The sequence below is a fragment of the Rhodobacter sp. NSM genome (assembly GCF_052244495.1).
In the GTDB taxonomy this organism is placed as follows: Bacteria; Pseudomonadota; Alphaproteobacteria; order Rhodobacterales; family Rhodobacteraceae; genus Cereibacter_A.
Genome location: NZ_JBQPXH010000001.1, coordinates 739,800 through 761,456, shown reverse-complemented (window position 1 = coordinate 761,456; position 21,657 = coordinate 739,800). Strand labels below are relative to the sequence as shown.

Genomic DNA, 21,657 nt, shown 5'->3' with positions numbered 1-21,657 from the left:
GAACCCTTGCGCGGGTGCCGGGGCCTGTCGCGTCCCTCCAATGAAGACGGGCCGCCCGGAGGCGGCCCTGCTCGGCTTGATCAACAGCGGGGCGCTGGCACCCTGTCCCCGGGAAATTCCGTCCAGAACGAACAGGACGTTCCGACCCGGCTCGCCTGCGGCTCACATGCGCGAGGCGACGTTTTCCCAGTTCACCAGCTTCTCGAGGAAGTTCGACAGATAGGCCGGACGTTTGTTGCGGAAGTCGATGTAGTAGCTGTGCTCCCACACGTCGCAGCCCAGAAGCGCCGTCTGGCCGAAGCAGAGCGGGTTCACGCCGTTCTCGGTCTTGGTGACCTTGAGGCTGCCGTCGCCGTCCTTCACGAGCCAGGCCCAGCCCGAGCCGAACTGGCCCGCGCCTGCCGCCGAGAACTCCTCCTTGAACTTGTCGACCGATCCGAAGCTTTCGGTCAGCGCCTTCTCGAGCTCGCCCGGCATCTTCGTCTCGCCCGGCCCCATCATCTCCCAGAACTGGCAGTGGTTCCAGTGCTGGCTGGCGTTGTTGAAGATGCCGTTCTGCGCCACGGCGCCCGACTGGTAGGTGCCCTTGACGATCTCCTCGACCGGCTTGCCCTCCCACTCGGTGCCCGAGATCAGCTTGTTGCCGTTGTCGACATAGGCCTTGTGGTGGATGTCGTGGTGATACTCCATCGTCTCCTTCGACATGCCGAGCGCGGCCAGCGCATCGTGGGCATAGGGAAGGTCGGGAAGGGTGAAGGCCATCGGTCTCTCCTTTGCTTTCGCAATCCGTGAGTTCGGCTCAATAAGAGCGCGGGCGGCGGCGAGGTCAAGAGGCCGCGGCGGCGGGATGTCGCAGCCGGCCGGCAGGCCCATCCCGGGCCGCTCCGGCACGCGAGGCACGAATCGGACGCGCGGGACTTGAAAAAGATCGCGCCGCCCGACATCATCTTCCGACGGAGGGTCTTTCTGCCTTCCGATGCCCCAGCATGCTTCCGGGCGAGCCCGGCCATTTCAGAAACGACCTGCTTCAGGAATTCAGTTCATGCGTTACCGGCCCGACGTGGATGGCCTGCGCTCGCTCGCGATCCTTCCGATCCTCCTCTTTCATGCCGGCGTCACGCTGTTCTCGGGCGGCTACATCGGCGTCGACATCTTCTTCGTGATCTCCGGCTTCCTGATCACGACGATCATTCGCGACGACCTCGCCGCCGGCCGATTCTCGATCGCGACCTTCTACGAGCGGCGCGCCCGGCGCATCTTGCCCGCGCTGTTCTTCACCCTTGCCCTGACCACGATCGCGGCGGTCATCCTGTTCCTGCCGGCGCAACTCGTCGACTACGCCAAGTCGCTCTTCGGCACCGCAACCTTCACGGCAAACTTCTATTTCTGGAAGAATTCGGGCTATTTCGAAACCAGCGCCCAGCTGCGTCCGCTGCTGCATACCTGGTCGCTGGCGGTCGAGGAGCAGTTCTACCTCGTGGTGCCGGTGGCGATCTGGGCGGTCTGGCGCTTCGTGCGGCGGGCCGAGATGGCGGTGCTGCTGATCGCCCTCGCCGGGTCGCTCGCGCTCTCGGTCTACATGACCGAGCGGGGGCCCACGGCGAACTTCTTCCTGCTGCCGACCCGGGCATGGGAGCTGCTGCTGGGCTCTCTGGTGGCGGTGCTGCCCGCGCGGATCGCGCTGCGCGGGATCGCGAACGAGGCGGTGGCGCTGTCGGGCCTCGCGCTCACCTTGGCGCCGGTCTTCCTCTACACCGAATCAACGCCGTTCCCGGGTGTCACCGCGATCCCGCCCTGTCTCGGGACCGCCCTCATGATCTGGACGGGCCGCTCGGCGCCGACGCTGGTCTCGCGGCTCCTGTCGCTCGAGCCGCTGGTGGGGATCGGCCGGATCTCCTACTCGCTCTATCTGGTGCACTGGCCGATCTGCGTCTTCCTGCTCTACGTGACGCTCGAGCAGCCGGGACCGCTGCAGGTAGTCTCCATCGTCGCGCTGAGCTTCCTGCTTGCGCTCGTCTCCTACCGCTGGGTCGAGCAGCCCTTCCGCCACCGGACGACCCTCGCCTGGCGGCCGGCGCTCTTCGGCTCGGCGATCGCGGGACTTGCGGGCTTCGCCCTCGTGGGCGTGGGGCTTGTGCAGAGCGGCGGCCTGCCGGCGCGCCATCCCGAGTGGCAGGTCGCGAACGGAGGGGCCACGGGCGGCGAGAGCGGGAACTCCTGGCACAACGGGACCTGCTTCTTCGAGCAAGACTGGCAGTTCGGCAACTGGGATGCCGAGGCCTGCCAGATCGTCGCGAACGAGGGCAAGCGCGTGCTGCTCTGGGGAGATTCCTACGCGGCCCACTACGTGCCGGGACTTCAGAGCCAGACGGCCTCGATCCCGCACCGGATCTGGCAATATACGCAGGCGGGCTGCCCACCCGTCCTGTCCTATTACTCCTTCGCCCGGCCGAGTTGCCAGGCCTTCAACGCCCATGCGCTGGAGCTGATCGACGGCCTCGACATCGACACGGTCGTGCTTTCGGCGCGCTGGGTGGACATGCGGTCGCGCGGGATCGGGACGCTCGCAGGGACGGTGCAGGCGCTGACCGACCGCGGACTCGAGGTGCATGTGATCGGGCAGTCGCCGCTCTTCGTGACCGATGTGCCGATCATCTCCTGGGCCAAGTCCGGCGGGGCGGCCGAGGCCGCCTGGCCGAGCGTGATCGAGCCGCATCTGAACGAGGAGGTCGAGGAGGCCAGCGCCGGCGCGACCTTCGTCGATCCGGTAAAGGCACTTTGCGGCGAGGGATCCTGCCCCTATCGCACCGAGAAGCGCCTGCTGTTCTATGACGCCGGCCATTTCACCGATTTCGGCAGCAGGCGTGCGGTGCAGCTCTACTTCCCGCTCGTCGAGCAGCGCCCGCTGATCGCGACCGTCGCGAACTGAGGCCGAGGGCCGCATCGGCCCCGAACGCTCGCCCGACGAATTCACGAAAAAGGCGCCATCCTCCGGCGAGGGTGGCGCCTTCCGTACTGGGATCCGCACTGTCAGCCGGGGAAGATCTCGCTTCCCGGCTGAGCGGAATGGGTCAGCAGGCCCATGACATAGGCCGCGACCGAGCGGAAGGCCACGAGGCGAAAGCCCCCCTCTTCGGCCCAGAACGCCGCCGCCACCTGCGCCAGCCGCGTGCGCCGCAGTTCGTCGGCCTCCAGTGCGGCCATGTCCACCGGGCAGAGCTTCATCAGCACCTGCGCCGCCGTCGGCCCCTCGATCGCGAAGAGGCAGCGGGCGTCGGAGACGTCCACCACGAGTGCATGGGCGCCGCCGAGCGCCTCGGTCAGCGCGGCGACCTTCCCCGCGACCTCCGCATAGGGCATGAGGATCAGCAGCTCGTCGGGCGACATCCAGCCCACACGGACGTTGCCCGCCGAGAGGATGCGGCGCTGCCCGGGCAGGCCCACCCCCAGCACCTTTTGCAGCGCCTCGGGCAGCACCGGCAAGTCGTGTTTCGCCCGCAGGGTCACCATGCCCGTCGGTCCCAGTTCGCGGATCGTCGCGAAGCCCTCGAAGCTGGCGTTCCCCAGCGCGCTGACCGCCTCAGACATCCTGCTTCTCCCCCGCCTTGTCGTAGAACACCGGATCGACGATCCGCGCCTGCACCACGCCGCCCCAGATCTTCGGGAACTCGATCACCTCTCCGATCCGCTCTGGCCCGCGATGGACGAGGCCCATGGCGATCCCCTTGTTCAGGGTCGGCGAGTGATAGGTCGAGGTTACGCGTCCCTGGGTGTTGCGCTGACCGTTCGCGTTCGAGCCCGGCGCTGGCGCGATGGCCCCGTCGGGCAGCACCGAGCCGTCGAGCGTCTCGAGACCCACGAGTTTCCAGCGGTTCGGGCTGGAGAGGTGAGTCCGCTCCATCCCGCGCTTGCCGATGAAGTCGGCCTTCTTCTTCGAGACTGCCCAGTCGAGGTTCAGGTCCTGCGGGATCACCGTGCCGTCGGTCTCGTCGCCGATCATGATGAAGCCCTTCTCGGCCCGCATCACATGCAGCGCCTCGGTCCCGTAGGGCATTGCGCCGAACTCGGCGCCCGCCTCGAGGCAGGCCTTCCAGAAGGCGAGCCCCTGTCCGGCCGGAACCGCCACCTCATAGGACAGCTCGCCCGAGAAGCTGATCCGGAAGACCCGCGCGGGCAGGCCCGCAAGCGTGCCCTCGGCCCAGTGCATGAAGGGCAGCGCCTCCTTCGAGACGTCCATCCCGCCAAGCTTCTCCAGCAGCTTGCGCGCGTTGGGGCCGACGATGGCCACCTGCGCGAACTGCTCGGTGAGGTTGGCGGTATAGACCTGCCAGTCCCACCATTCGCACTGGAGCCAGTCCTCCATATGGGCGTGGATCCGGTCCGCCCCGCCCGAGGTCGTGTGGCAGAGCCAGCTGTCCTCGGAGAGCCGGACCACGACGCCGTCGTCCATCAGGAAGCCGTTCTCGTTGCACATGAGCCCGTAGCGGCAGCGCCCGACGGGCAGGCTCGACATGACGTTGGTGTAGATCATGTCGAGGAAGCGGCCCGCATCGGGGCCCTTCACGAGGATCTTGCCCAGCGTTGAGGCGTCGAGGAGACCGAGCTTCGTGCGCGCGTTCGTCACCTCTCGCGCAACCGCGTCGCCGTGGCTCTCGCCCGGCCGGGTGTAGCAGTAGGGCCGGCGCCAGAGACCCACCGGCTCCCAGTAGGCGCCATGGGCCTCGTGCCAGTCGTGCATCGGCGTGCGGCGCAGCGGCTGGAAGATCTCGCCCCGCGCCTCGCCCACCAGCGCACCGAAGGTGACGGGCGTGTAGGGCGGGCGGAAGGTGGTGGTGCCGACTGCCGGGATCGGCGCGTTGAGCGAGCCTGCCAGAACCGCGAGCCCGTTGATGTTGCTGAGCTTGCCCTGATCGGTGGCCATGCCGAGCGTCGTGTAACGCTTGGTATGCTCGACGGATTCGTAGCCCTCGCGCGCGGCGAGCTGCACGTCCGACACCTTCACGTCGTTCTGGTAGTCGAGCCACATCTTCGAGCGCAGCGCGGGCCTGGCGCCCTGAGGCATCACCCAGACCGGCTCGATCGGCTGTTCGGCCGCCGCGTCGACCTTCGGCGCATCGTCCGTGCCGCCCACGGCCCGGATCGCATCGGCCAGCACGGCGCCGGCATGCAGTTCCCCGTTGGCCGAGCCCGCGACCGAGACCATGGCCGAGCCGTCATGCGTGATCGGCGGCCGGGTCGGATCCGGACGGAAGGCCTGCTGCGCCTCGTCCCAGAGAAGCTTGCCGCCGCAGTGGCTCCAGAGATGGACCACCGGCGACCACCCGCCGGACATGGCGACCGCATCGCAGGCGATCTCCTCGAGCACCGCGCCCTCGCCCGCCTGGGCGCAGATGGCGACGCCGGTCACCCGCTTGCCGCCGCGCACCTTGGAGACGGCATGATTGGTCAGCACCGGGATGCCGAGGCTGCGCACTTCGTCCGGCAGCTCGCCGGTGGCTTCGGCGCGCGCGTCGAGCACCGCCGGCACCGTCAGGCCTGCGCGATGCACCGCGATGGCCGTGCGGTAGGCGTCGTCGTTGTTCGTCACGACCACGACCCGGTCGCCGGGCGAGACCGCCCAGTTCACGAGGTAGTCGCGCACCGCCGAGGCCAGCATGACACCGGGAATGTCATTGCCCGCGAAGGGCAGCGGCCGTTCGATCGCCCCGGTCGCGGTGACGATGGATCCCGCCCGGATGCGCCAGAGCCGCTTCTTCGGCCGCCCGTCGCCGGGCGTGTGATCGGCGACCCGCTCTTCCGCCAGCACGTAGCCGTGGTCGTAGACGCCCGCGGCCATGCAGCGGGTGCGGAGCGTGACATTCGGCGCCTTCTCGAGCGCCGCCACCGTGGCCGCGACCCAGTCCTCCGCCCGGCCTCCGTCGATCAGGACGTCGTCCACCGGCGCACGGCCACCCCAATGGGCGGTCTGCTCGACGAGGATGACCTTCCGCCCAGAGGCCGAGGCACTCAGCGCCGCCTGAAGCCCCGCGATCCCGCCGCCGACCACAAGGAGGTCGCAGAAGGCATAGGCCTGTTCGTAGCGGTCCGCATCGGGCTCTTCCGGCGGACGCCCGAGCCCTGCCGAGCGGCGGATCACCGGCTCGAACAGATGCTTCCAGGCCGCCCGCGGCTGGATGAAGGTCTTGTAGTAGAAGCCCGCGGGCAGGAAGCGCGCCGCGGCGTCATTCACCACGCCCACATCATACTCGAGGCTCGGCCAGTGGTTCTGGCTGGCCGCGGTGAGCCCGGCGAAAAGTTCGGTCGTCGTGGTACGCTGGTTCGGCTCGAACCGCGCACCCTGCCCCAGTTGGACGAGCGCGTTCGGCTCTTCCGCGCCAGAGGCGACGATGCCGCGCGGACGGTGATACTTGAAGCTGCGCCCGACCAGCATCTGGTCGTTGGCCAGCAGGGCCGAGGCCAGCGTGTCGCCGGCGAAGCCCCGCATCCGCTTGCCGTTGAAGGTGAAGTCGCAGGCGGTCGCGCGGTCGATCAGCCGCCCGCCCCGTGCCAGGCGCGTGCTCATTTGCAGCCCTCCCATTCCGGCCGGCGGGCGCGGATCTTCTCGATGATCTCGGCAGGCGGTTCGGAGGTCTGGGCGGAATAGGTCCCGAAGACCTCGAGCGTCGCGGTGCAGCGGGCGGCGAGGAACCATTTGCCGCAGCCGTAGCTGTGGCGCCAGCGCTCGAAATGAACCCCCTTGGGGTTCTTCCGGGCGAACATGTAGGATTCGAACTCCTCATCGGACGAGCCGGGACCGAAGCGCTTGAGATGCGCCTCGTAACCCGGGCTCAGTTCGGTCTCCTCGGCCTTGACGCCGCAGTAGGGACATTCGAGGATCAGCATGCGCTTGCGCTCCGGTCAGGCCGGGCGCAGGCGCCCGGTTCATTCGATGGGATAGACGACGCTGGGACGGTTGCCGGCGTCGGACGAGCCGCCGAAGTTGCCCGTGGCGAAGATGCCGCCGAGGGCAAGTGCGAGGATCGCGCCGGATGCGAAGCCGCCCAGTTGGTAGCGGTACTTCCAGATGGTGGCGATGTCCTTGTCGCGACGGGCCGCGACTTCTTCCTTCGAGGGAACTCGCTTCCAGATCCAGGTGGCGGGATCGATCTTGAGTTCCTCGTCGGCGAGGAGCTCACGCGACTTCTGGACGAGGCGGGAGTCGTTCCAGCGCTTGTCCCAACCGTATTTCCTGAGATCGTCCCGCACGCGGGTCCGGATCTGGTCGAGGGACGGGATGTCGTCGATGAATGAGAACATGTCGGCTTCTCCAGAGAGTTGTGCAAAGGAGATACCGCATGGGGCGCGGGCGTCAAAGCGACACGGTAACGCGGTTGCATCAGTGCGCGACCCCCGCCGCGACCGATTCGTCGATGAAACGGCCCTCGCGGAAGCGGTCCATGCCGAATTCCGCGGCAAGCGCGCCCGGTTCGCCCTTGGCCACCAACTCCGCCATCGCCCAGCCGGAACCCGGGATGGCCTTGAAGCCGCCCGTGCCCCAGCCGCAGTTGATGAAACAGTTCCCCAGCGGCGTCTTCGAGATGATCGGCGAGCGGTCGCCGGTCATGTCCACGATCCCGCCCCACTGCCGCAGCATCTTGAGCCGCGAGATGATGGGGAAGGTCTCGATCAGCGCGCGCAGCGTCTCCTCGATGTGGTGGAAGCTGCCGCGCTGGGTAAAGTTGTTGAAGCTGTCGGTGCCACCGCCGATCACCAGCTCGCCCTTGTCGGACTGGCTCATGTAGCCGTGGACGGTGTTGGCCATCACCACGACGTCGATGCAGGGCTTGACCGGCTCGGAGACCAGCGCCTGAAGCGCCACCGCCTCGACCGGCAGGCGGAAGCCCGCCATCTCTGCCACCTGCCCCGAGTGCCCCGCCACCACGATGGCGAGCTTTTTCGTGCCGATAAAGCCCTTCGTGGTCTCGACCCCGGTGACGACGCCGCCCTCGGAGCGGACGCCCTTCACCTCGCATTGCTGGATGATGTCCATGCCCATGGCCGAGCAGGCGCGCGCATAGCCCCAGGCCACCGCGTCGTGGCGCGCGGTGCCGCCGCGCTTCTGAAGGAGCGCGCCCAGCACCGGATAGCGCGGGCCCTCGATGTTCATGATCGGCACAAGCCGCTTGACCTGCTGGGGCCCGATCCACTCCGTCTCGACACCTTGCAGCAGGTTGGCGTGCACCGTGCGCATGTAGCCGCGCACTTCGTGATGCGTCTGCGCCAGCATCAGAAGCCCGCGCGGGCTGAACATCACGTTGTAGTTCAGGTCCTGGCTCAGGTTCTCGTAGAGGCTGCGGGCCTTCTCGTAGATCGCGGCCGACGGATCCTGCAGGTAGTTCGACCGGATGATGGTTGTGTTCCGGCCGGTGTTTCCGCCCCCGAGCCAGCCCTTCTCGATCACCGCGACATTGGTGATCCCGTGGTTCTTGCCGAGGTAGTAGGCCGTGGCGAGCCCGTGGCCGCCGGCACCGATCACGATGACGTCATAGGACGCCTTGGGCGCGGGCGAGGCCCAGGCCCGTTCCCACCCCGTATGATGGCGCAATGCCTCGCGTGCTATGGCGAAGACCGAATAGCGTTTCATGTGCCGACTCCCCGTCTCGGGCCCTGACAGCCTTCTGGAACGAGCCGGAGTTATAGCCCCGCGTGCAAGCGGCACAATCGGCACAAATGCGACATCACGCAACCGCGATGGTCGCCTGCGTCCTGATGACGGGATATTGACCCTTTTGCCCATGGTCGGGACGCCTTACATGGAGGCCGTCAGCACGGGGGACTGCATGGGAATGACGCTGTTCTGGATCCTCGCCGGGGTGATCGCGCTCGGCGTGGGCGTGATCCTCATGCAGGCGCTGCTCCGGGGCGGCCGCGCGGGGACGCCTCCGGCGGCCGCCTATGACATGCAGGTCTACCGCGACCAGCTGCGCGAGATCGATCGCGACCTCGCCCGCGGCACGATCGGCGCGGCCGAGGCGGACCGGCTGAGGGCCGAGGTCTCGCGCCGGCTGCTCGATGCCGATCGCGCCCTGCGCGCTGGAGCTGATGAGAGTCGCGCGCCCGGATCCGCGCGCATCGCTGCGGCGGGTGCCATGCTTCTGCTGATCGGCGGCTCCTTCGCGGCCTATCTGGATCTCGGCGCGCCGGGCTTTCCCGACATGCCCATGTCTGCGCGTCTCGCCGAGGCCGAGATCGCCTACCGCGAGCGCCCGAGCCAGGCCGAGGCCGAGGCGGCGATGGCCGAGGCCCCGGCGGACTCGCGTCCCTCGATGCCCACGCCCGATCCGCAGTTTCTCGAGCTGATGGAAAAGCTGCGCAGTGCCGTGACCCGGAACCCCGAGGACGTCCGCGGCCAGGAACTGCTGGCCCGCAACGAAGCCGCGCTGGGCAATTATGCCGCCGCCGCGCGCGCGCAGGAGAAGGTGATCGCGCTTTCGCAACCGAAGGCCACGGCCGAGGATCATGCGGCCCTGGCCGAACTCATGATCCTGGCGGCCGGGGGAGCCGTCTCGCCCGAGGCCGAGGAGCAACTGACGGAGGCCCTGCGGATCGATCCGTCGAACGGAACCGCCCGCTACTATTCCGGCATGCTGCTGGCCCAGACCGGACGGCCGGACATGGCCTTCCGCCTGTGGCGCGGGCTGCTTGAAAGCTCGCGGCCGGGCGATCCCTGGGTCGCGCCGCTCCGGGCGCAGATCGAGGACCTGGCATGGCTGGCGGGGGTCAAGTACCAGCTGCCTCCGGCGCCCCCTGCCGGGGGTGCCGAAGCGCCCGGTCCCACGAACGAGCAGATGCAGGCGGCCGGCGACATGACGCCGGAGGAGCGTCAGGAGATGATCCGCGGCATGGTCGAGGGGCTGAACCAGCGGCTCGCGACCGAGGGCGGCAGCGCCGCGGAATGGGCCCGGCTGATCTCGGCGCTCGGCGTGCTGGGCGACGCCGACCGTGCGCGCGCGATCTATGGCGAGGCGCTCGGGCGCTTCGAGGGCCGCGCGCAGGATCTCGAGGCGATCCGCGCCGCGGGCGCGCAGGCGGGGGTGGCCGAGTGATCCACGAGCGCATCGAGGATTTCCTGGCGTGCCTGCCGCGCGCGGGCGCGCTGGCCGGGCTCGATCTCGGCACGAAAACGGTAGGTGTCGCGGTTTCGGACGGTCTGCGCCGGATCGCGACCCCCCTCCTGACCATCCGCCGGACGAAGTTCACCGAGGATGCGGCGAAGCTGACGGCCATCGCGACGGAGCGCCGCCTGGCGGGGATCGTCCTCGGCCTGCCGCGGAACATGGACGGCAGCGAGGGGCCGCGCGCGCAGTCGACCCGTGCCTTCGCCCGCAACCTCGTGCAGGTGCTCCCTCTTCCTGTCGGATTCTGGGACGAGCGCCTGTCGACCGTGGCGGCCGAAAGGGCGCTGCTCGAGGCGGATACGTCGCGAAAGCGTCGCGCCGAGGTGATCGATCATGTCGCCGCCGGTTATATCCTGCAGGGAGTACTGGACAGGCTCGACTGGCTCGGGCGCGAAGGGGGCGCATGAAAGACGACATCTGGAGGCGCGACGAGATCGAGAGCCCCTGCGTGAAGCTCTGCATGATCCATCCGGAAGAGCAGATCTGCGTGGGCTGCCACCGGACCCTCGAGGAGATCGCGGGCTGGTCGCGGATGACCCCCGAGGCCCGGCGGGCCGTGATGAGTGACCTGCCCGGCCGCGCCCCCCGGCTTGCGCGCCGGCGCGGCGGACGGGCCGGCCGGACCGAAGGCTGAAGCCGACGAGAGCCGGCAAGGTCGAGGTCCTCTTGCGCCGGCGAGTCTGGCGGCCGCCCGCGCAGGCGTCGGCGGCCATTCGGATGCCGGCCGGGAACGATGGCTGTCGCACCGGCCCGAGCGGACGGGCGAGCCGCACAGGACATCCGGCCATCGGGCGCCGACCCGGTCGACCGGGCTTGAGGGGCTGCCGCCCTCCGGGGCATCGAACCCCGTCGGGCGGCATTGCCATGGAAGGGCGCACGGGCACCGCGAGAGTGTCACGACTCCGGTGAGGACGGGCCGCGGGACATGTCCGCGGCAGCGCCGCCCGCGGGGGTTCGATGCCCCCGCGGGCGGCACCTGCGAGAGCGGCATCCGCGCCTGAGGTCCGGATCCTGCGCGTGGTCTGGGCGGCAACGGGACGCCCCTCGGCCGGATGGTCTCCCGGTCAGGACGTGGCGGCTGCCGCCACGTCCTCGGGCGCGCCGATGGCGCGGGTGGACGCCCCTTTCGCGATGCGCTTGATCATGCCCGAAAGGGCCTTGCCCGCGCCGATCTCCCAGAACTCGGTCACGCCCGCGTTCTCCATCCACATCACGCTCTCGCGCCAGCGGACGGCACCGGTCACCTGCGCCACCAGCAGCGCGCGGATCCGGTCCGGCTCCGACACGGCCTCGGCGCGCACGTTCACCACCACCGGACAGACCGGCGCCTCGATCACCACGGCGGCCAGGGCCTCGGACATCACGCTCGAGGCATGCTGCATCAGGGCGCAATGGAAGGGGGCGCTCACGGGCAGCAGGATCGCGCGCTTCGCCCCGCGGGCCTTGGCGATCTCGACTGCCCGCTCCACCGCCGCCTTGTGGCCCGAGACGACGACCTGCGCCGGATCGTTGTCGTTGGCGGCCTGACAGACCTCGCCCTGCGCAGCCTCGTGCGCAACCTCGACCGCCGTCTCGTAGTCCAGACCGAGCAGCGCCGCCATCGCGCCGACGCCCACCGGCACCGCCTCCTGCATCGCCTGCCCGCGGATGCGCAGAAGCCGCGCCGTATCGCCGAGCTTCAGCGACCGCGCCGCGCAGAGCGCCGAGTATTCGCCGAGGGAGTGGCCCGCCACGAAGGAGGCCGTGGCAATCCCCAGCCCCTCGACCTCGAGCGCGGCAAGCGCGGCCATCGAGGTCGCCATCAGCGCCGGCTGCGCATTCTGCGTGAGCGTGAGCTCCTCGATCGACCCCTCCCAGATCAGCGCCGAGAGCTTCTCGCCGAGCGCCTCGTCCACTTCCTCGAAGACGGCGCGGGCCGCAGGATAGCTCTCGGCGAGGGCGCGGCCCATGCCGACGGTCTGGGCGCCCTGCCCGGGGAAAACGAATGCGCGGCTCATGGCTCGGATCTCCTTCTCTCCTCGTCGGTCAGGCACATAGCCCGCCCCCGACCGGCGCGCAATCGCCGGCCCGGCCCTGCGCGCTTCGGCCCCAAGCCGGCTTTCCTTGCGATGCGGGTGCGTTGACGCTACGAGGCATCGAAGCCCGGAGGCCGCCATGTATCGAGTATCGCCCTTCCTGCGCAGCTTCGGCCTTGCCCTTGTCGCGGGCATCCTGCTGGCACTCCTCTGGGCCAATGCCCGGCCGGAGAGCTACCACGACGCGATCGACCTCCGCCTCGCGGACCTGCCGCTTCCGGCCTGGCTCGCGCCCGCGGGCGTGACGGTCACGCCAGCGAGCCTCGTCGGCGACCTGCTGATGGCGCCCTTCCTGTTCCTTCTCGGCAAGGAGTTGTGGGAGGCGATGGTCCTGCGCCGAGGCACGTTGCGCGGTCCGCGCGCCGGGGCGGTGCTGGTCACGATGGCCTCCGGCATGGCGGGGGCCGTGCTGGCCTGGCAGATCCTCACCCTCGCCTTCCAGACCGCAGCCGAGGCCGAGTCCTTCGGCGGCTGGCCCGTTCCGCTTGGCGGCGACGCGGTCCTGGCCTGGCTCGGCGGGCGGATCGTCTTCGGGCCGCGGCACCCGGCGTTGCACATGCTGCTCCTGATGACGGTCGGGGCGGACATCCTCGCCCTCGTCCTCCTGGCCCTCGCCGGCTGGCAGGACCTGCGACCGCTCTGGCTGCTGATGCCGCTTGCCGCGGCTCTGGCCGCCTGGGCGGGCGCGGGCCGCCTTGCCCAAAGCGCGGGCAGCGAGCGCCAGCGCCGCCGCGCCATGCGCCTCTGGCCCTATCTCCTCGCTGCCCCGTTCTCGTGGATCGGCGTCGCCGCGTCGGGTCTGCCGCCGATCCTCGGCCTTCTGCCGATCCTGCCCGTGATCCCGCATGCCAACCACGCCTTCGGCATCTTCTCGGAAGCCGAGGAGGCGCTGGCCGATCCGCTGAACCGCCTCGCCCATCTCTGCATCGCGCCCGCGACGATGGCGCTTTTCCTCTTCGGCCTCACGCGGGGCGGGATCGAGCCCGCGGCGGTCGGCCCGACCACCGGCATCCTGCTGGGCGCGCTCTGGCTGGGCAAGCCGCTCGGGATCCTCGCCGGCGGGCTCGTCCTCGCGCCGCTCCTCGGCCTGCGGCTGCCCGCGGGAATGCGCAAGGGACATCTCCTGCCGCTCGCCCTGATCTCGGGGGCGGGATTTGCGGTCCCCGCACTGGCGCTGGAGCGTGCTTTACCCGGCGGTGCGATGCAGGAGGCGGCGCGGCTCGGGCTTGCGCTCAGTTTCCTGGTGGTGCCTGCCGCCTTCGCCCTCCTGCGGATGCGGAGGGCGGGATTGGACAGCAGGCGGACATAATCCTGCCCATATACCTTCATAAAAGCGGATTGATTAAGGTTTCGGCCGTAATAGGGGACGGAAGCGCGGTCGCGGAGGCCGCCCGGTGCACCGGATGATCGAGTTCGAGAACGTCAGCAAGTCCTTCTGGACGGGGCAGCAGCGGAAGGTGATCCTCGACCGCGCCTCCTTCCGCGTGGATCTGGGCAGCGCCCTCGGCATCCTGGCCCCCAACGGCACCGGCAAGACCACGATCATCAACATGATGGCGGGGCTCGAGAAACCGGACGAGGGGCGGATCAACCGCAGTTCGCGCATCTCCTTTCCGCTCGGATTCATGGGCGGCGTGGTGCCGCGCCACACCGCCACCGAGAACGCGCGGTTCATCGCCCGCCTCTACGGCCAGGATCCGGACTACATGGAGAGCTTCTGCCGCTGGATCTGCGGCATCGGCGAGTACTTCGACATGCCGGTCGGCACCTATTCCTCGGGGATGAAGGCGCGCCTGTCCTTCGCCCTGATGCTGGCCATCGAATTCGACATCTACCTCATCGACGAGGGGATGCCCTCGACCACCGATGCGGAATTCAACCGCAAGGCCGGCGGCCTGCTGCGCGAGCGACTGCGCCAGTCCACGCTGGTCATCGTGTCCCATCAACCGAAAGTGCTCGAAAAGTTCTGCCGCTCGGCGGCAGTGCTGCGCAACGGCCAGCTGTACATGTTCGACACCCTCGAGGAAGCGAAGCGTCTCTATGACTATGAAGCTCAGGGCTAAGCGGTTCCGCATCCGCGGCTCCGATCCCGCGCCGCTGGCGGCGGCCCAGCCGGAGGCCTCGGCCGAGGCGGTGCTGCCGACTGCCGATGGCTCGGTGCCGGTCCCGCTTCCGGAGGCGCCCGGCGCACCCGGCCCCGACCGGTCGCCGGACGAGGTCGAGGAGATCGCGTCGATCCGGGCCGAGGACCTCTCGGGCCGGCAGTTGCGCATGGCGCGACGAATGGCCCAGAAGCACGGGTTGCCGGCCACGTCGGACCTCGATGCGGTGCTTCTTCTGCGGCGCGAGGGCATCGATCCCTTCCAGCGCACCGCCCTTCTCGAGCTGGTCGGGGATGGCGCCCCGCCGTCGACCTCGGGCGGTTCACGCTCGATGGTGCTGAACGAGTCGCGGACCGTTCCGCAGACCGTGCCACCGATCTCGCTCCCCTCGCCCGAGGTGCGGATCGAGTCGAGCCATGCCGCCGACCTCCAGCGCATTCAGCAGGACATCGCGCGCAGGCGCCGGCGGAGCACGTTGATGCTCGCGCTGCGGCTGCTCGTCTTCGTCGGCCTGCCGACGCTGCTCGCGGGCATCTACTACTACCGGATCGCGACGCCTCTCTATGCGACCAAGACCGAGTTCGTCATCCAGCAGGCCGACAATCCGGTGGCCTCGGGCGGGCTGGGCGGGCTTCTCTCCTCCACCCCCTTCGCCACGGCTCAGGACAGCATGGCGGTGCAGGGCTACCTGCAGTCGCGCGAAGCCATGAAGCGGCTCGACGCCGACATCGGCTTCCGGTCGCATTTCAGCGAGCCCGGGATCGACCCGATCCAGCGGCTGGCCCCCGACGCCACCGAGGAGGAAGCCTACCGCCTCTACGCCGAGAACGTGAAGATCGCCTACGACCCGACCGAGGGCATCATCAAGATGGAGGTTCTGGCGAGCGATCCGAAGACGTCGGTCGCCTATTCCACCTCGCTGATCTCCTACGCCGAACAGCAGGTGGACCAGCTCACCCAGCGCATGCGCGAGGACCAGATGTCCGGAGCGCGCCAGAGCTACCAGGATGCCGAGGCGAAGATGCTCGCCGCCCAGCAGCGTGTGGTGGACCTGCAGGAGCGGTTCAAGGTCCTGTCCTCGGACGTCGAGGTCGGTCTCATCACCGGCCAGCTGTCGCAACTGGAGTCGCAACTCCTGACGGAACGGCTGTCGCTCGAGCAGATGCAGGCCAACGAACGGCCCAATCCCGCCCGGATGGAACCGATCCGCCGCCGCATCCAGACGCTTCGGACCGAGATCGACAATGCGCGCCGCCGCCTGACCGAGGACGGCAGGGAAGGACTGTCGCTGGCCAAGGTGCAGAGCGAGCTCATGGTCGCGCAGTCGGATGTGGCGACGCGGCAGCTTCTGCTCGCCCATGCGCTCGAGGCGCTGGAAATGGCGCGGGTCGAGGCGAACCGGCAGACGCGTTATCTATCGCTGTCTGTGCGCCCGGTGGAACCGGACGAGGCCGCCTATCCGCGCGCCTTCGAGAACACGATGGTCACGCTGCTGATCTTCGCGGGCATCTATCTCATGGTTTCGATGACGGCGGCGATCCTGCGGGAACAGGTGTCTTCGTGACCGGAGATGGCGAATGGCGTCCCGATCGGAGGTGACGCTGGCAGAGCCCTCAGATCCCGCCGCCCTCGAGGTCGTTCATGACCAGCTGGCGAGCGCGGCTTACCCTGCTCTTGACCGTGCCTATGGCGCAGTCGCAGATCCTCGCGGCTTCCTCGTAGCTTTCGCCCAGCATCACGACCAGGATGAGGATCTCACGGTAATGGGGCGGCAACCTGTCGATGGCCGCCATCAGTTCGCGCCCCCTCACCGTCCATTCCTGCGATGGCTGAACCGACATCTCTCCGGACACGCAGTCCGCAGCCCCCGTGCGCTCGCGTGCCGAGACGCGAACACGCGTGTAGAAGGTGTTGCGCAGGATGGTGAAAAGCCAGGCGCGCAGCCTCGTTCCGGGTTGGAACTTGTCCACGTTCGCAATCGCTTTCAGCAACGTCTCCTGAACGAGATCATCGGCATCCGCCTGGTTCCGGCTGAGCGAGCGGGCGTAGGCGCGCAACGCCGGAATGAGATCGACCACGTCCGGTATGATCGATCGCGGGGGTGTCTGGTCCGTCACGGAGGGCTCCCTGGCGCTTCACGGCTTGTTTTACGGAATTCAACGCCGAGTTGCCGGAGCGGTTCCGCGTTTGAGATTGCGCTTTGAAGCCAGTCGGCGCAAAACGTAGGTCAGGGGCAGGTGAGACGATGGTAGAAGAACAGGATCAGGAAGGTCCGGAGATCGGGCCGGACGAACTGCGGGATCTGAGCGCGGAATTGCTGCGTGCGATCGAGGCGGAGCCCGTGCCGGAGGCGATCCAGCTTCTTGCGCGACGCCTTGCTCAGGCTCTGGGTGCACAGCCTGCCGGCGAACCGGTCTCGCTCGTGCAGTCCAGCGCATCCGAGGGCCGCGACGGCTGACACCCGGACAATTGCGTCGGGGCCTCCGGTCGAGGATGCGTTCCCGTCAGGAGCGGTCAGAACCCGAGTGTTTATCGGCAATGCGCCGCAGCAACGACGCGAAGCGGTCGTCCATCACCTCGTCGTCCGAAGACACTCCATAGGTGCGCCGAAGATTGTCCTCGACATGTTTCCTGACCAGATCGTCGCCGTCGTCGTTCTGAATGAAATGAAACATCGTCCCGATTTCTTGTCTCGTGCCTGTCGGATGACAAGATTCCCGTGCCGGGATTGTTCCATCAGCGGCAGACGGAAGCCGCACAGGATCCCGTGCCGTTGTTGCGGCCTTAAGTGCCGTGTCGGGATTCAGCGGATCGTCAGGTTGACGCATCGGCGCCTCCCATGGGGGCAGAGCCACGGTTCATCCGGTGCCCGCCACCCGGCGAGACCGGCATGTCCAGCACTTCGCTCGCATGACAAACCATTCCACTTGCCCGAAACTGCCCCTTTTATGACGGCGCAACACATGGCGGGGGCCTGAGGTTCCTCGTCCGGGCGACTTTTTTGGGAACAATTGCCGTTATTGCCGGAACCGGCACCAACCGGCGTCGAACATGGCGGCGCGTCGGGCATGCGCGGCACGGGACCCGCCGGAACTGGCGAGCGGCCGGCACGTTCGGTCAGAGCCTCCAGCGGAGCCTTGTCCGATGTCCGAAGCCGTTTCCCGCAGGGACCTCGATCGCTACCGCGCGAAGCGCGACTTCAACCGCACCTCCGAGCCGGACGGCCGCAGCCCCCGTAAGGACGGCGGGGGCAGCTTCGTGGTCCAGAAGCATGCCGCTCGACGGCTCCACTGGGATTTCCGGCTCGAGTGGAACGGGGTGCTGCTGAGCTGGGCGGTGACGAAGGGACCCTCGCCCGATCCCTCGTCCCGTCGCCTCGCGGTCAGGACCGAGGATCATCCGCTCGACTATGCCGGCTTCGAAGGGACGATTCCGAAGGGCGAATACGGCGGCGGCACCGTGATGCTCTGGGATCGTGGCACCTGGACCCCCGTGGCCGATGTCGAGGAAGGCTTGCGCGAGGGGCGGCTGAAGTTCCGGCTGGAGGGCGAGCGCATGCGCGGGGGCTGGACGCTCGTGCGGATGAAGCCGCGAGCGGGGGAAAAGGCCGAAAACTGGCTGCTGATCAAGGAGCATGACGCGCATGAACGCGACGGTGCCGACCGGCTGGTCGAGGAGCATGTGACCTCCGTCGAGAGCGGCCGCCGCATGGAGGAGATTGCCGAGGGGCGCAGGCCGCGGAAGCGGACAGGCGCTCCGGCGCTGCCAGGCTTCCGCCCCTTGCAGCTCGCCCGGCTGGTCCCCGCTGCGCCGGAGGGAACGGACTGGCTTCACGAGACCAAGTTCGACGGCTATCGCTGCCTAGCCGCGGTCGCCGCGGGTCGCGTGCGGCTCTTCACCCGCTCCGGTCTCGACTGGACCGACAGGTTCGGCGCCCTCGTGCCGGATTTCGAGCGGCTGCCTGTCCGGTCCGCCCTCCTCGACGGCGAGGTGATCGCGCCGGATCCGAAGGGCGGCTCATTCTCGGATCTGCAGGCGCGGCTGAAGTCGGGGGCCCCGCTCGCCTTCATGGCGTTCGACCTGCTGGAGGCGGACGGCGAGGATCTGGCAGGCCTGCCACTTCTCGAACGGAAGGACCGGCTCGAGGCGCTGCTCGGATCCGGCGATGGCGCGATCCGCTTCTCGACACATATCCGCAGCCGCGGCCCCGAGATCCACCGCCGCATGTGTGCCGCGCAGGCGGAAGGGATCGTCTCGAAGAGAGTGGATGCGCCTTACGCCGGCAGCCGCAACGGAGACTGGCTCAAGGTCAAGTGCGACCAGCGGCAGGAGTTCGTGATCGTCGGCTGGAAGCCCTCCGACAAGCCGGGGCGGCCCTTCGCCTCGCTGGTGATGGGTAGTTTCGAGAACGGCCGGCTGACCCATCGCGGCGGCGTCGGCACCGGCTTCGACGCGCGGGTGTTCCGCGAACTGAAGCCGCTCCTCGGCGAACGCGCGCTTGCCTCGAGCCCGTTCGGCCACATCCCCGAGGGAGCCGAGGGCGCGCGATGGGTGCGGCCGGATCTCGTCGCCGAGGTGAAGTTCACCGAACTGACGGCAGAAGGACAGATCCGCCACGGAGTGTTCGCGGGCCTTCGCGGCGACAAGCCGGCGAAGGAAGTGAGGCTCGAGATGGCCGAACGGCCCGGCCGCAAGCCCGGATCGCAGCCGCAGCCAAAGAAGCCGCGACGTTTGCCGAACCGAAACGACGACACGCCGGAGGAGAGCATGGATCGGGCCGACGAGGTGCAGGTGGCGGGCATCCGCATCAGCCATCCCGACCGGAAGATCTACGCCCGGCCGGCGGTCACGAAGCGCGAGGTGGCCGAACATTACGAGGCGGTTGCGCCGCGCATGCTCGGCTTCCTCAGGGATCGGCCGGTATCGCTTCTGCGATGCCCGGACGGCATCGACGGCGAGTGCTTCTTCCAGAAGCACCGCACCCGCGGCATGCCCGCCGCAATCCGCAGCGTGAAGATCGACACGAAGTCCGGGGCCGAGGACTACATCACGCTTCCCGACGCCTCGGCGATCGTCGGGGCGGCACAGATGGGGGCGCTGGAATTCCACATCTGGGGATCGCGCAACCGAACGCTGGATCGGCCCGACCGGATGGTCTTCGACCTCGATCCCGACGAAGGCCTCGACTTCGCCCGCGTGCGCGAGGCTGCCGCGGAACTGCGGGGCCATCTCGAGGAGCTGGGCCTGCCCTCGGTTCCGATGCTGTCGGGCGGCAAGGGTGTGCATGTGATCGTGCCGCTGAAGCCCGCCGCCGAATGGGAGAGCGTGAAGCTCTTCTCGCGTGCGCTCGCCACCCATCTCTCCGAGACGGCACCGGATCGTTACACGGCCGCGATGGCCAAGGCCGGACGCAAGGGCCGGATCTTCATCGACTGGCTGAGGAACGACCGCGGCTCGACCGCCGTCGCCCCCTACAGCCTGCGCGCGCGTGAAGGCGCCACGGTGGCGACGCCGCTCGACTGGGACGAACTGGCGGAAGCCCGGTCCGCCGGAGACTGGACGATCCGCTCGATCCGGCAGCGCCTCGACCGCCCCTGCCCGTTGGCGCAGGCTTCGGCGCGGCCGGTGACGCTCGGGCGGCGGGTGATCGGGCGGCTGGAACGTCTGGTGACGACAGGAAGGGAGACGAGATGACCGAACTGACGACGGAGACGATCGAGGGACGGCTGATCGCGCAGCGCAAGGTTCTGGCGCGTCTGGTGGCTCTGGCAGGGAACGACCAGCTTGTCAGCTGGCTGGAGGAGCGGAGCGTGATGCAGGACAATCAGGAGGATCCGGGCGCCGTTCCCGCTCCGGGAGTGGGCATTGAGGTGGCGCTCGCCGACGAGATCCGCTGCATCCGCGACGAGGCCGCGCGTTTCCATGCCGGGATGGCGCCGGGCGGGGCCTGACGGAGGCGGCGCGGGCTCCGGCGGACGCTGGCCGACGTCGGTGCGGCTCCGCCCTGCCCGTTCCGGTCACATGCCGTCCGGTGAGCGGTCGAGAAGCGTCCGCCCCACCGGATCCCCCACCGGCATGATGTCGAACGCGATCACGTCGGGATCCTCGGTCAGTGCCGCGGCGAGACGGTCGAGGATCTGCTCCTTGCGGACATGGGTGGCGGTGGACATCCTCAGGCGCTCGGACGGGCGGCTGAGGCTTCGGCTGATGGGTCCGACCTCAAGGCCCTCGCTGCGCAGGAGTGATGCAAGCCGCTCGGCATCGAAGGACGATCCGATGGCCACGGTGACGCGCAGCCGGATTTCCGTCCGAACCGGCAGGAGCGAGAAGAAGAGGCGCAGGGCTGCCAGCACGACCAGAGTCGCAACGGTTCCGGTCAGGGCCAGCCAGTACATTCCGATGCCGTAGACGATCCCCAGCGCCGAGGTGATCCAGAGCGAGGCGGCCGTGGTCAGTCCGTGAACGGATGCGCCCTCGCGGAAGATCACGCCTGCGCCGAGGAAGCCGATCCCCGTCAGGATCCCATGCGCCATCCGCGCGGGGTCGGTCACGATCTGCGCGTCGGGAAAGACGGTCACGGTCCATTGCGCCTGCCGCGCGGCGGCAAGTGTCAGGATGGTCGCGGCGAAACAGACCAGCGCATGGGTCCTGAGCCCGGCCGGCTTGCCGCGGATCTCGCGGTCGAGCCCGATCAGGAAGCCCGTCACCAGGCTGCTGATGAGTGGAAGGCCGATGTCCTGCGCGAGCAGGTCTTGAAACAGGTCTGCCATGTCGTCCGTCGTGAAATTCGCCTGTCAACGTCGCCGAACCTGCGCACGTTCCGTCTCCGCGACCGACCTCCGCCGACCGCGGTAGAGGCGATGGAACCAACGGCCCACCATGCTTCTTGAGCGGCAGTCGACCGGAGCTTCCCCGATGAACAATTCCGCTGCCTTCCCGTCCCGTCGCCTGCCCAGGATCCTCGTGGCCGAGGACGACCTGGTCCTTGCCATGACCATCGTGGACGAGCTTGCAGCCTCGGGCTTCGAGACTGCGGGACCGGCAAGAACCGAATCCGAGGCGATGCGCCTCATCGCTCACCAGTCGGTGGATGCGGCACTTCTTGACATGCGTCTCAAGGACGGAACCTGCTTCACCCTCGCCCGGACGCTGGGAACGCGTCGCATCCCGTTCGCCTTCATGACCGGAGAGCCGCCGTCGACGATCCCGCAGGAGTTTGCCACCGTCGAGGTCCTGCAGAAACCGGTGACGTCCGTGCTCATCTCGACGCTGCTGGAAAAGCTCTTGCAGGGCAGCTGAGCCGCCCAAGGGGCCATCGCGGTG

At 68.4% G+C, this 21,657-nt stretch carries 21 protein-coding genes; 11 read left to right on the top strand and 10 right to left on the bottom strand.

Going from position 1 to position 21,657, the window contains the following annotated elements:
• Positions 1–162: 162 nt before the first annotated feature.
• Complete coding sequence (locus ACTVZP_RS03615; protein ID WP_443210718.1) at positions 163–762, bottom strand: superoxide dismutase; 600 nt, start codon at positions 760–762, stop codon at positions 163–165.
• 280 nt (positions 763–1,042) lie between these two features.
• Here ACTVZP_RS03615 and ACTVZP_RS03610 point away from each other — a divergent pair, with 280 nt between their 5' ends.
• Positions 1,043–2,929, top strand: coding sequence for an acyltransferase family protein (locus tag ACTVZP_RS03610; protein ID WP_443210717.1), 1,887 nt, complete (start codon positions 1,043–1,045; stop codon positions 2,927–2,929).
• A 101-nt stretch (positions 2,930–3,030) separates the two neighbouring features.
• Here ACTVZP_RS03610 and ACTVZP_RS03605 read toward each other — a convergent pair whose 3' ends face one another.
• The 5 genes from ACTVZP_RS03605 to ACTVZP_RS03585 form a co-directional block, all read right to left on the bottom strand.
• On the bottom strand, positions 3,031–3,588 hold the full coding sequence (locus tag ACTVZP_RS03605) for a sarcosine oxidase subunit gamma (protein WP_443210716.1): 558 nt from the start codon (positions 3,586–3,588) through the stop codon (positions 3,031–3,033).
• The gene (locus tag ACTVZP_RS03600; protein WP_443210715.1) at positions 3,581–6,562 is read right to left on the bottom strand and encodes a sarcosine oxidase subunit alpha family protein; all 2,982 of its coding nucleotides are present in this window, start codon (positions 6,560–6,562) and stop codon (positions 3,581–3,583) included. Before ACTVZP_RS03600 ends, ACTVZP_RS03605 begins: the two co-directional genes overlap by 8 nt.
• Positions 6,559–6,882, bottom strand: a complete 324-nt coding sequence (locus ACTVZP_RS03595) for a sarcosine oxidase subunit delta (RefSeq protein WP_443210714.1) — start codon at positions 6,880–6,882, stop codon at positions 6,559–6,561. Before ACTVZP_RS03595 ends, ACTVZP_RS03600 begins: the two co-directional genes overlap by 4 nt.
• A gap of 39 nt (positions 6,883–6,921) precedes the next feature.
• Complete coding sequence (locus tag ACTVZP_RS03590; protein ID WP_443210713.1) at positions 6,922–7,296, bottom strand: MFS transporter; 375 nt, start codon at positions 7,294–7,296, stop codon at positions 6,922–6,924.
• Positions 7,297–7,375: 79 nt separating this feature from the next.
• Complete coding sequence (locus ACTVZP_RS03585; RefSeq protein WP_443210712.1) at positions 7,376–8,623, bottom strand: sarcosine oxidase subunit beta family protein; 1,248 nt, start codon at positions 8,621–8,623, stop codon at positions 7,376–7,378.
• A 169-nt stretch (positions 8,624–8,792) separates the two neighbouring features.
• On the opposite strand from ACTVZP_RS03585, the gene ccmI reads away from it, so the two are divergent.
• From ccmI to ACTVZP_RS03570, 3 genes are read left to right on the top strand one after another with little or no spacing between them, the layout of a single operon-like run.
• Positions 8,793–10,085 carry a c-type cytochrome biogenesis protein CcmI gene (gene ccmI, locus ACTVZP_RS03580; protein ID WP_443210711.1) on the top strand — a complete coding sequence of 431 codons (1,293 nt, stop codon included), beginning with the start codon at positions 8,793–8,795 and terminating at the stop codon, positions 10,083–10,085.
• Complete coding sequence (ruvX, locus tag ACTVZP_RS03575; protein WP_443210710.1) at positions 10,082–10,564, top strand: Holliday junction resolvase RuvX; 483 nt, start codon at positions 10,082–10,084, stop codon at positions 10,562–10,564. The genes ccmI and ruvX overlap by 4 nt, the downstream gene beginning before the upstream one ends.
• Entirely contained in the window at positions 10,561–10,791 is a 231-nt protein-coding gene (locus ACTVZP_RS03570) for a DUF1289 domain-containing protein (RefSeq protein ID WP_443210709.1), read from the top strand. The genes ruvX and ACTVZP_RS03570 overlap by 4 nt, the downstream gene beginning before the upstream one ends.
• A 430-nt stretch (positions 10,792–11,221) precedes the next feature.
• On the opposite strand, the gene fabD is transcribed toward ACTVZP_RS03570, so the two are convergent.
• On the bottom strand, positions 11,222–12,154 hold the full coding sequence (gene fabD / locus ACTVZP_RS03565) for an ACP S-malonyltransferase (protein ID WP_443210708.1): 933 nt from the start codon (positions 12,152–12,154) through the stop codon (positions 11,222–11,224).
• Between the two features lie 157 nt (positions 12,155–12,311).
• On the opposite strand from fabD, the gene ACTVZP_RS03560 reads away from it, so the two are divergent.
• The 3 genes from ACTVZP_RS03560 to ACTVZP_RS03550 all read left to right on the top strand — a co-directional run bounded on the left by ACTVZP_RS03560 (position 12,312) and on the right by ACTVZP_RS03550 (position 15,898).
• The gene (locus tag ACTVZP_RS03560; protein WP_443210707.1) at positions 12,312–13,541 is read left to right on the top strand and encodes a Na+/H+ antiporter NhaA; all 1,230 of its coding nucleotides are present in this window, start codon (positions 12,312–12,314) and stop codon (positions 13,539–13,541) included.
• A 94-nt stretch (positions 13,542–13,635) separates the two neighbouring features.
• The gene (locus ACTVZP_RS03555; RefSeq protein WP_443210706.1) at positions 13,636–14,295 is read left to right on the top strand and encodes an ABC transporter ATP-binding protein; all 660 of its coding nucleotides are present in this window, start codon (positions 13,636–13,638) and stop codon (positions 14,293–14,295) included.
• Positions 14,273–15,898: a capsule biosynthesis protein gene (locus ACTVZP_RS03550; RefSeq protein WP_443210705.1), complete on the top strand. Its 1,626-nt coding sequence runs from the start codon at positions 14,273–14,275 to the stop codon at positions 15,896–15,898. Before ACTVZP_RS03555 ends, ACTVZP_RS03550 begins: the two co-directional genes overlap by 23 nt.
• Positions 15,899–15,947: 49 nt before the next feature.
• On the opposite strand, the gene ACTVZP_RS03545 is transcribed toward ACTVZP_RS03550, so the two are convergent.
• Positions 15,948–16,451: a sigma-70 family RNA polymerase sigma factor gene (locus ACTVZP_RS03545; protein ID WP_443210704.1), complete on the bottom strand. Its 504-nt coding sequence runs from the start codon at positions 16,449–16,451 to the stop codon at positions 15,948–15,950.
• 128 nt (positions 16,452–16,579) lie between these two features.
• On the opposite strand from ACTVZP_RS03545, the gene ACTVZP_RS03540 reads away from it, so the two are divergent.
• Positions 16,580–16,792, top strand: coding sequence for a hypothetical protein (locus ACTVZP_RS03540; protein WP_443210703.1), 213 nt, complete (start codon positions 16,580–16,582; stop codon positions 16,790–16,792).
• Positions 16,793–16,838: 46 nt separating this feature from the next.
• On the opposite strand, the gene ACTVZP_RS03535 is transcribed toward ACTVZP_RS03540, so the two are convergent.
• Entirely contained in the window at positions 16,839–17,162 is a 324-nt protein-coding gene (locus ACTVZP_RS03535) for a hypothetical protein (protein WP_443210702.1), read from the bottom strand.
• A 316-nt stretch (positions 17,163–17,478) separates the two neighbouring features.
• On the opposite strand from ACTVZP_RS03535, the gene ligD reads away from it, so the two are divergent.
• Both ligD and ACTVZP_RS03525 read left to right on the top strand, forming a co-directional pair.
• The gene (gene ligD / locus ACTVZP_RS03530; RefSeq protein ID WP_443210701.1) at positions 17,479–20,028 is read left to right on the top strand and encodes a DNA ligase D; all 2,550 of its coding nucleotides are present in this window, start codon (positions 17,479–17,481) and stop codon (positions 20,026–20,028) included.
• Positions 20,025–20,285, top strand: coding sequence for a hypothetical protein (locus ACTVZP_RS03525; protein WP_443210700.1), 261 nt, complete (start codon positions 20,025–20,027; stop codon positions 20,283–20,285). Before ligD ends, ACTVZP_RS03525 begins: the two co-directional genes overlap by 4 nt.
• 66 nt (positions 20,286–20,351) lie before the next feature.
• On the opposite strand, the gene ACTVZP_RS03520 is transcribed toward ACTVZP_RS03525, so the two are convergent.
• Positions 20,352–21,104: an MgtC/SapB family protein gene (locus tag ACTVZP_RS03520; RefSeq protein ID WP_443210699.1), complete on the bottom strand. Its 753-nt coding sequence runs from the start codon at positions 21,102–21,104 to the stop codon at positions 20,352–20,354.
• Between the two features lie 145 nt (positions 21,105–21,249).
• Here ACTVZP_RS03520 and ACTVZP_RS03515 point away from each other — a divergent pair, with 145 nt between their 5' ends.
• A complete protein-coding gene (locus ACTVZP_RS03515; RefSeq protein WP_443210698.1) occupies positions 21,250–21,633 on the top strand; it encodes a response regulator in 384 nt (127 codons plus the stop codon).
• Positions 21,634–21,657 lie beyond the last annotated feature (24 nt).

What these genes read in the sequence shown, in the direction of transcription:
- ACTVZP_RS03605 (WP_443210716.1), bottom strand. Translation starts at nt 3,588, where the DNA reads ATGTCTGAGGCGGTCAGCGCGCTGGGGAACGCCAGCTTCGAGGGCTTC.
- ACTVZP_RS03595 (WP_443210714.1), bottom strand. Translation starts at nt 6,882, where the DNA reads ATGCTGATCCTCGAATGTCCCTACTGCGGCGTCAAGGCCGAGGAGACC.
- ACTVZP_RS03540 (WP_443210703.1), top strand. Translation starts at nt 16,580, where the DNA reads ATGGTAGAAGAACAGGATCAGGAAGGTCCGGAGATCGGGCCGGACGAA.
- ACTVZP_RS03535 (WP_443210702.1), bottom strand. Translation starts at nt 17,162, where the DNA reads ATGCGTCAACCTGACGATCCGCTGAATCCCGACACGGCACTTAAGGCC.
- ACTVZP_RS03585 (WP_443210712.1), bottom strand. Translation starts at nt 8,623, where the DNA reads ATGAAACGCTATTCGGTCTTCGCCATAGCACGCGAGGCATTGCGCCAT.
- ACTVZP_RS03560 (WP_443210707.1), top strand. Translation starts at nt 12,312, where the DNA reads ATGTATCGAGTATCGCCCTTCCTGCGCAGCTTCGGCCTTGCCCTTGTC.
- ACTVZP_RS03555 (WP_443210706.1), top strand. Translation starts at nt 13,636, where the DNA reads ATGATCGAGTTCGAGAACGTCAGCAAGTCCTTCTGGACGGGGCAGCAG.
- ACTVZP_RS03520 (WP_443210699.1), bottom strand. Translation starts at nt 21,104, where the DNA reads ATGGCAGACCTGTTTCAAGACCTGCTCGCGCAGGACATCGGCCTTCCA.
- ACTVZP_RS03550 (WP_443210705.1), top strand. Translation starts at nt 14,273, where the DNA reads ATGACTATGAAGCTCAGGGCTAAGCGGTTCCGCATCCGCGGCTCCGAT.
- fabD (WP_443210708.1), bottom strand. Translation starts at nt 12,154, where the DNA reads ATGAGCCGCGCATTCGTTTTCCCCGGGCAGGGCGCCCAGACCGTCGGC.
- ACTVZP_RS03515 (WP_443210698.1), top strand. Translation starts at nt 21,250, where the DNA reads ATGAACAATTCCGCTGCCTTCCCGTCCCGTCGCCTGCCCAGGATCCTC.
- ACTVZP_RS03525 (WP_443210700.1), top strand. Translation starts at nt 20,025, where the DNA reads ATGACCGAACTGACGACGGAGACGATCGAGGGACGGCTGATCGCGCAG.
- ACTVZP_RS03600 (WP_443210715.1), bottom strand. Translation starts at nt 6,562, where the DNA reads ATGAGCACGCGCCTGGCACGGGGCGGGCGGCTGATCGACCGCGCGACC.
- ACTVZP_RS03570 (WP_443210709.1), top strand. Translation starts at nt 10,561, where the DNA reads ATGAAAGACGACATCTGGAGGCGCGACGAGATCGAGAGCCCCTGCGTG.
- ccmI (WP_443210711.1), top strand. Translation starts at nt 8,793, where the DNA reads ATGGAGGCCGTCAGCACGGGGGACTGCATGGGAATGACGCTGTTCTGG.
- ACTVZP_RS03590 (WP_443210713.1), bottom strand. Translation starts at nt 7,296, where the DNA reads ATGTTCTCATTCATCGACGACATCCCGTCCCTCGACCAGATCCGGACC.
- ACTVZP_RS03615 (WP_443210718.1), bottom strand. Translation starts at nt 762, where the DNA reads ATGGCCTTCACCCTTCCCGACCTTCCCTATGCCCACGATGCGCTGGCC.
- ACTVZP_RS03610 (WP_443210717.1), top strand. Translation starts at nt 1,043, where the DNA reads ATGCGTTACCGGCCCGACGTGGATGGCCTGCGCTCGCTCGCGATCCTT.
- ligD (WP_443210701.1), top strand. Translation starts at nt 17,479, where the DNA reads ATGTCCGAAGCCGTTTCCCGCAGGGACCTCGATCGCTACCGCGCGAAG.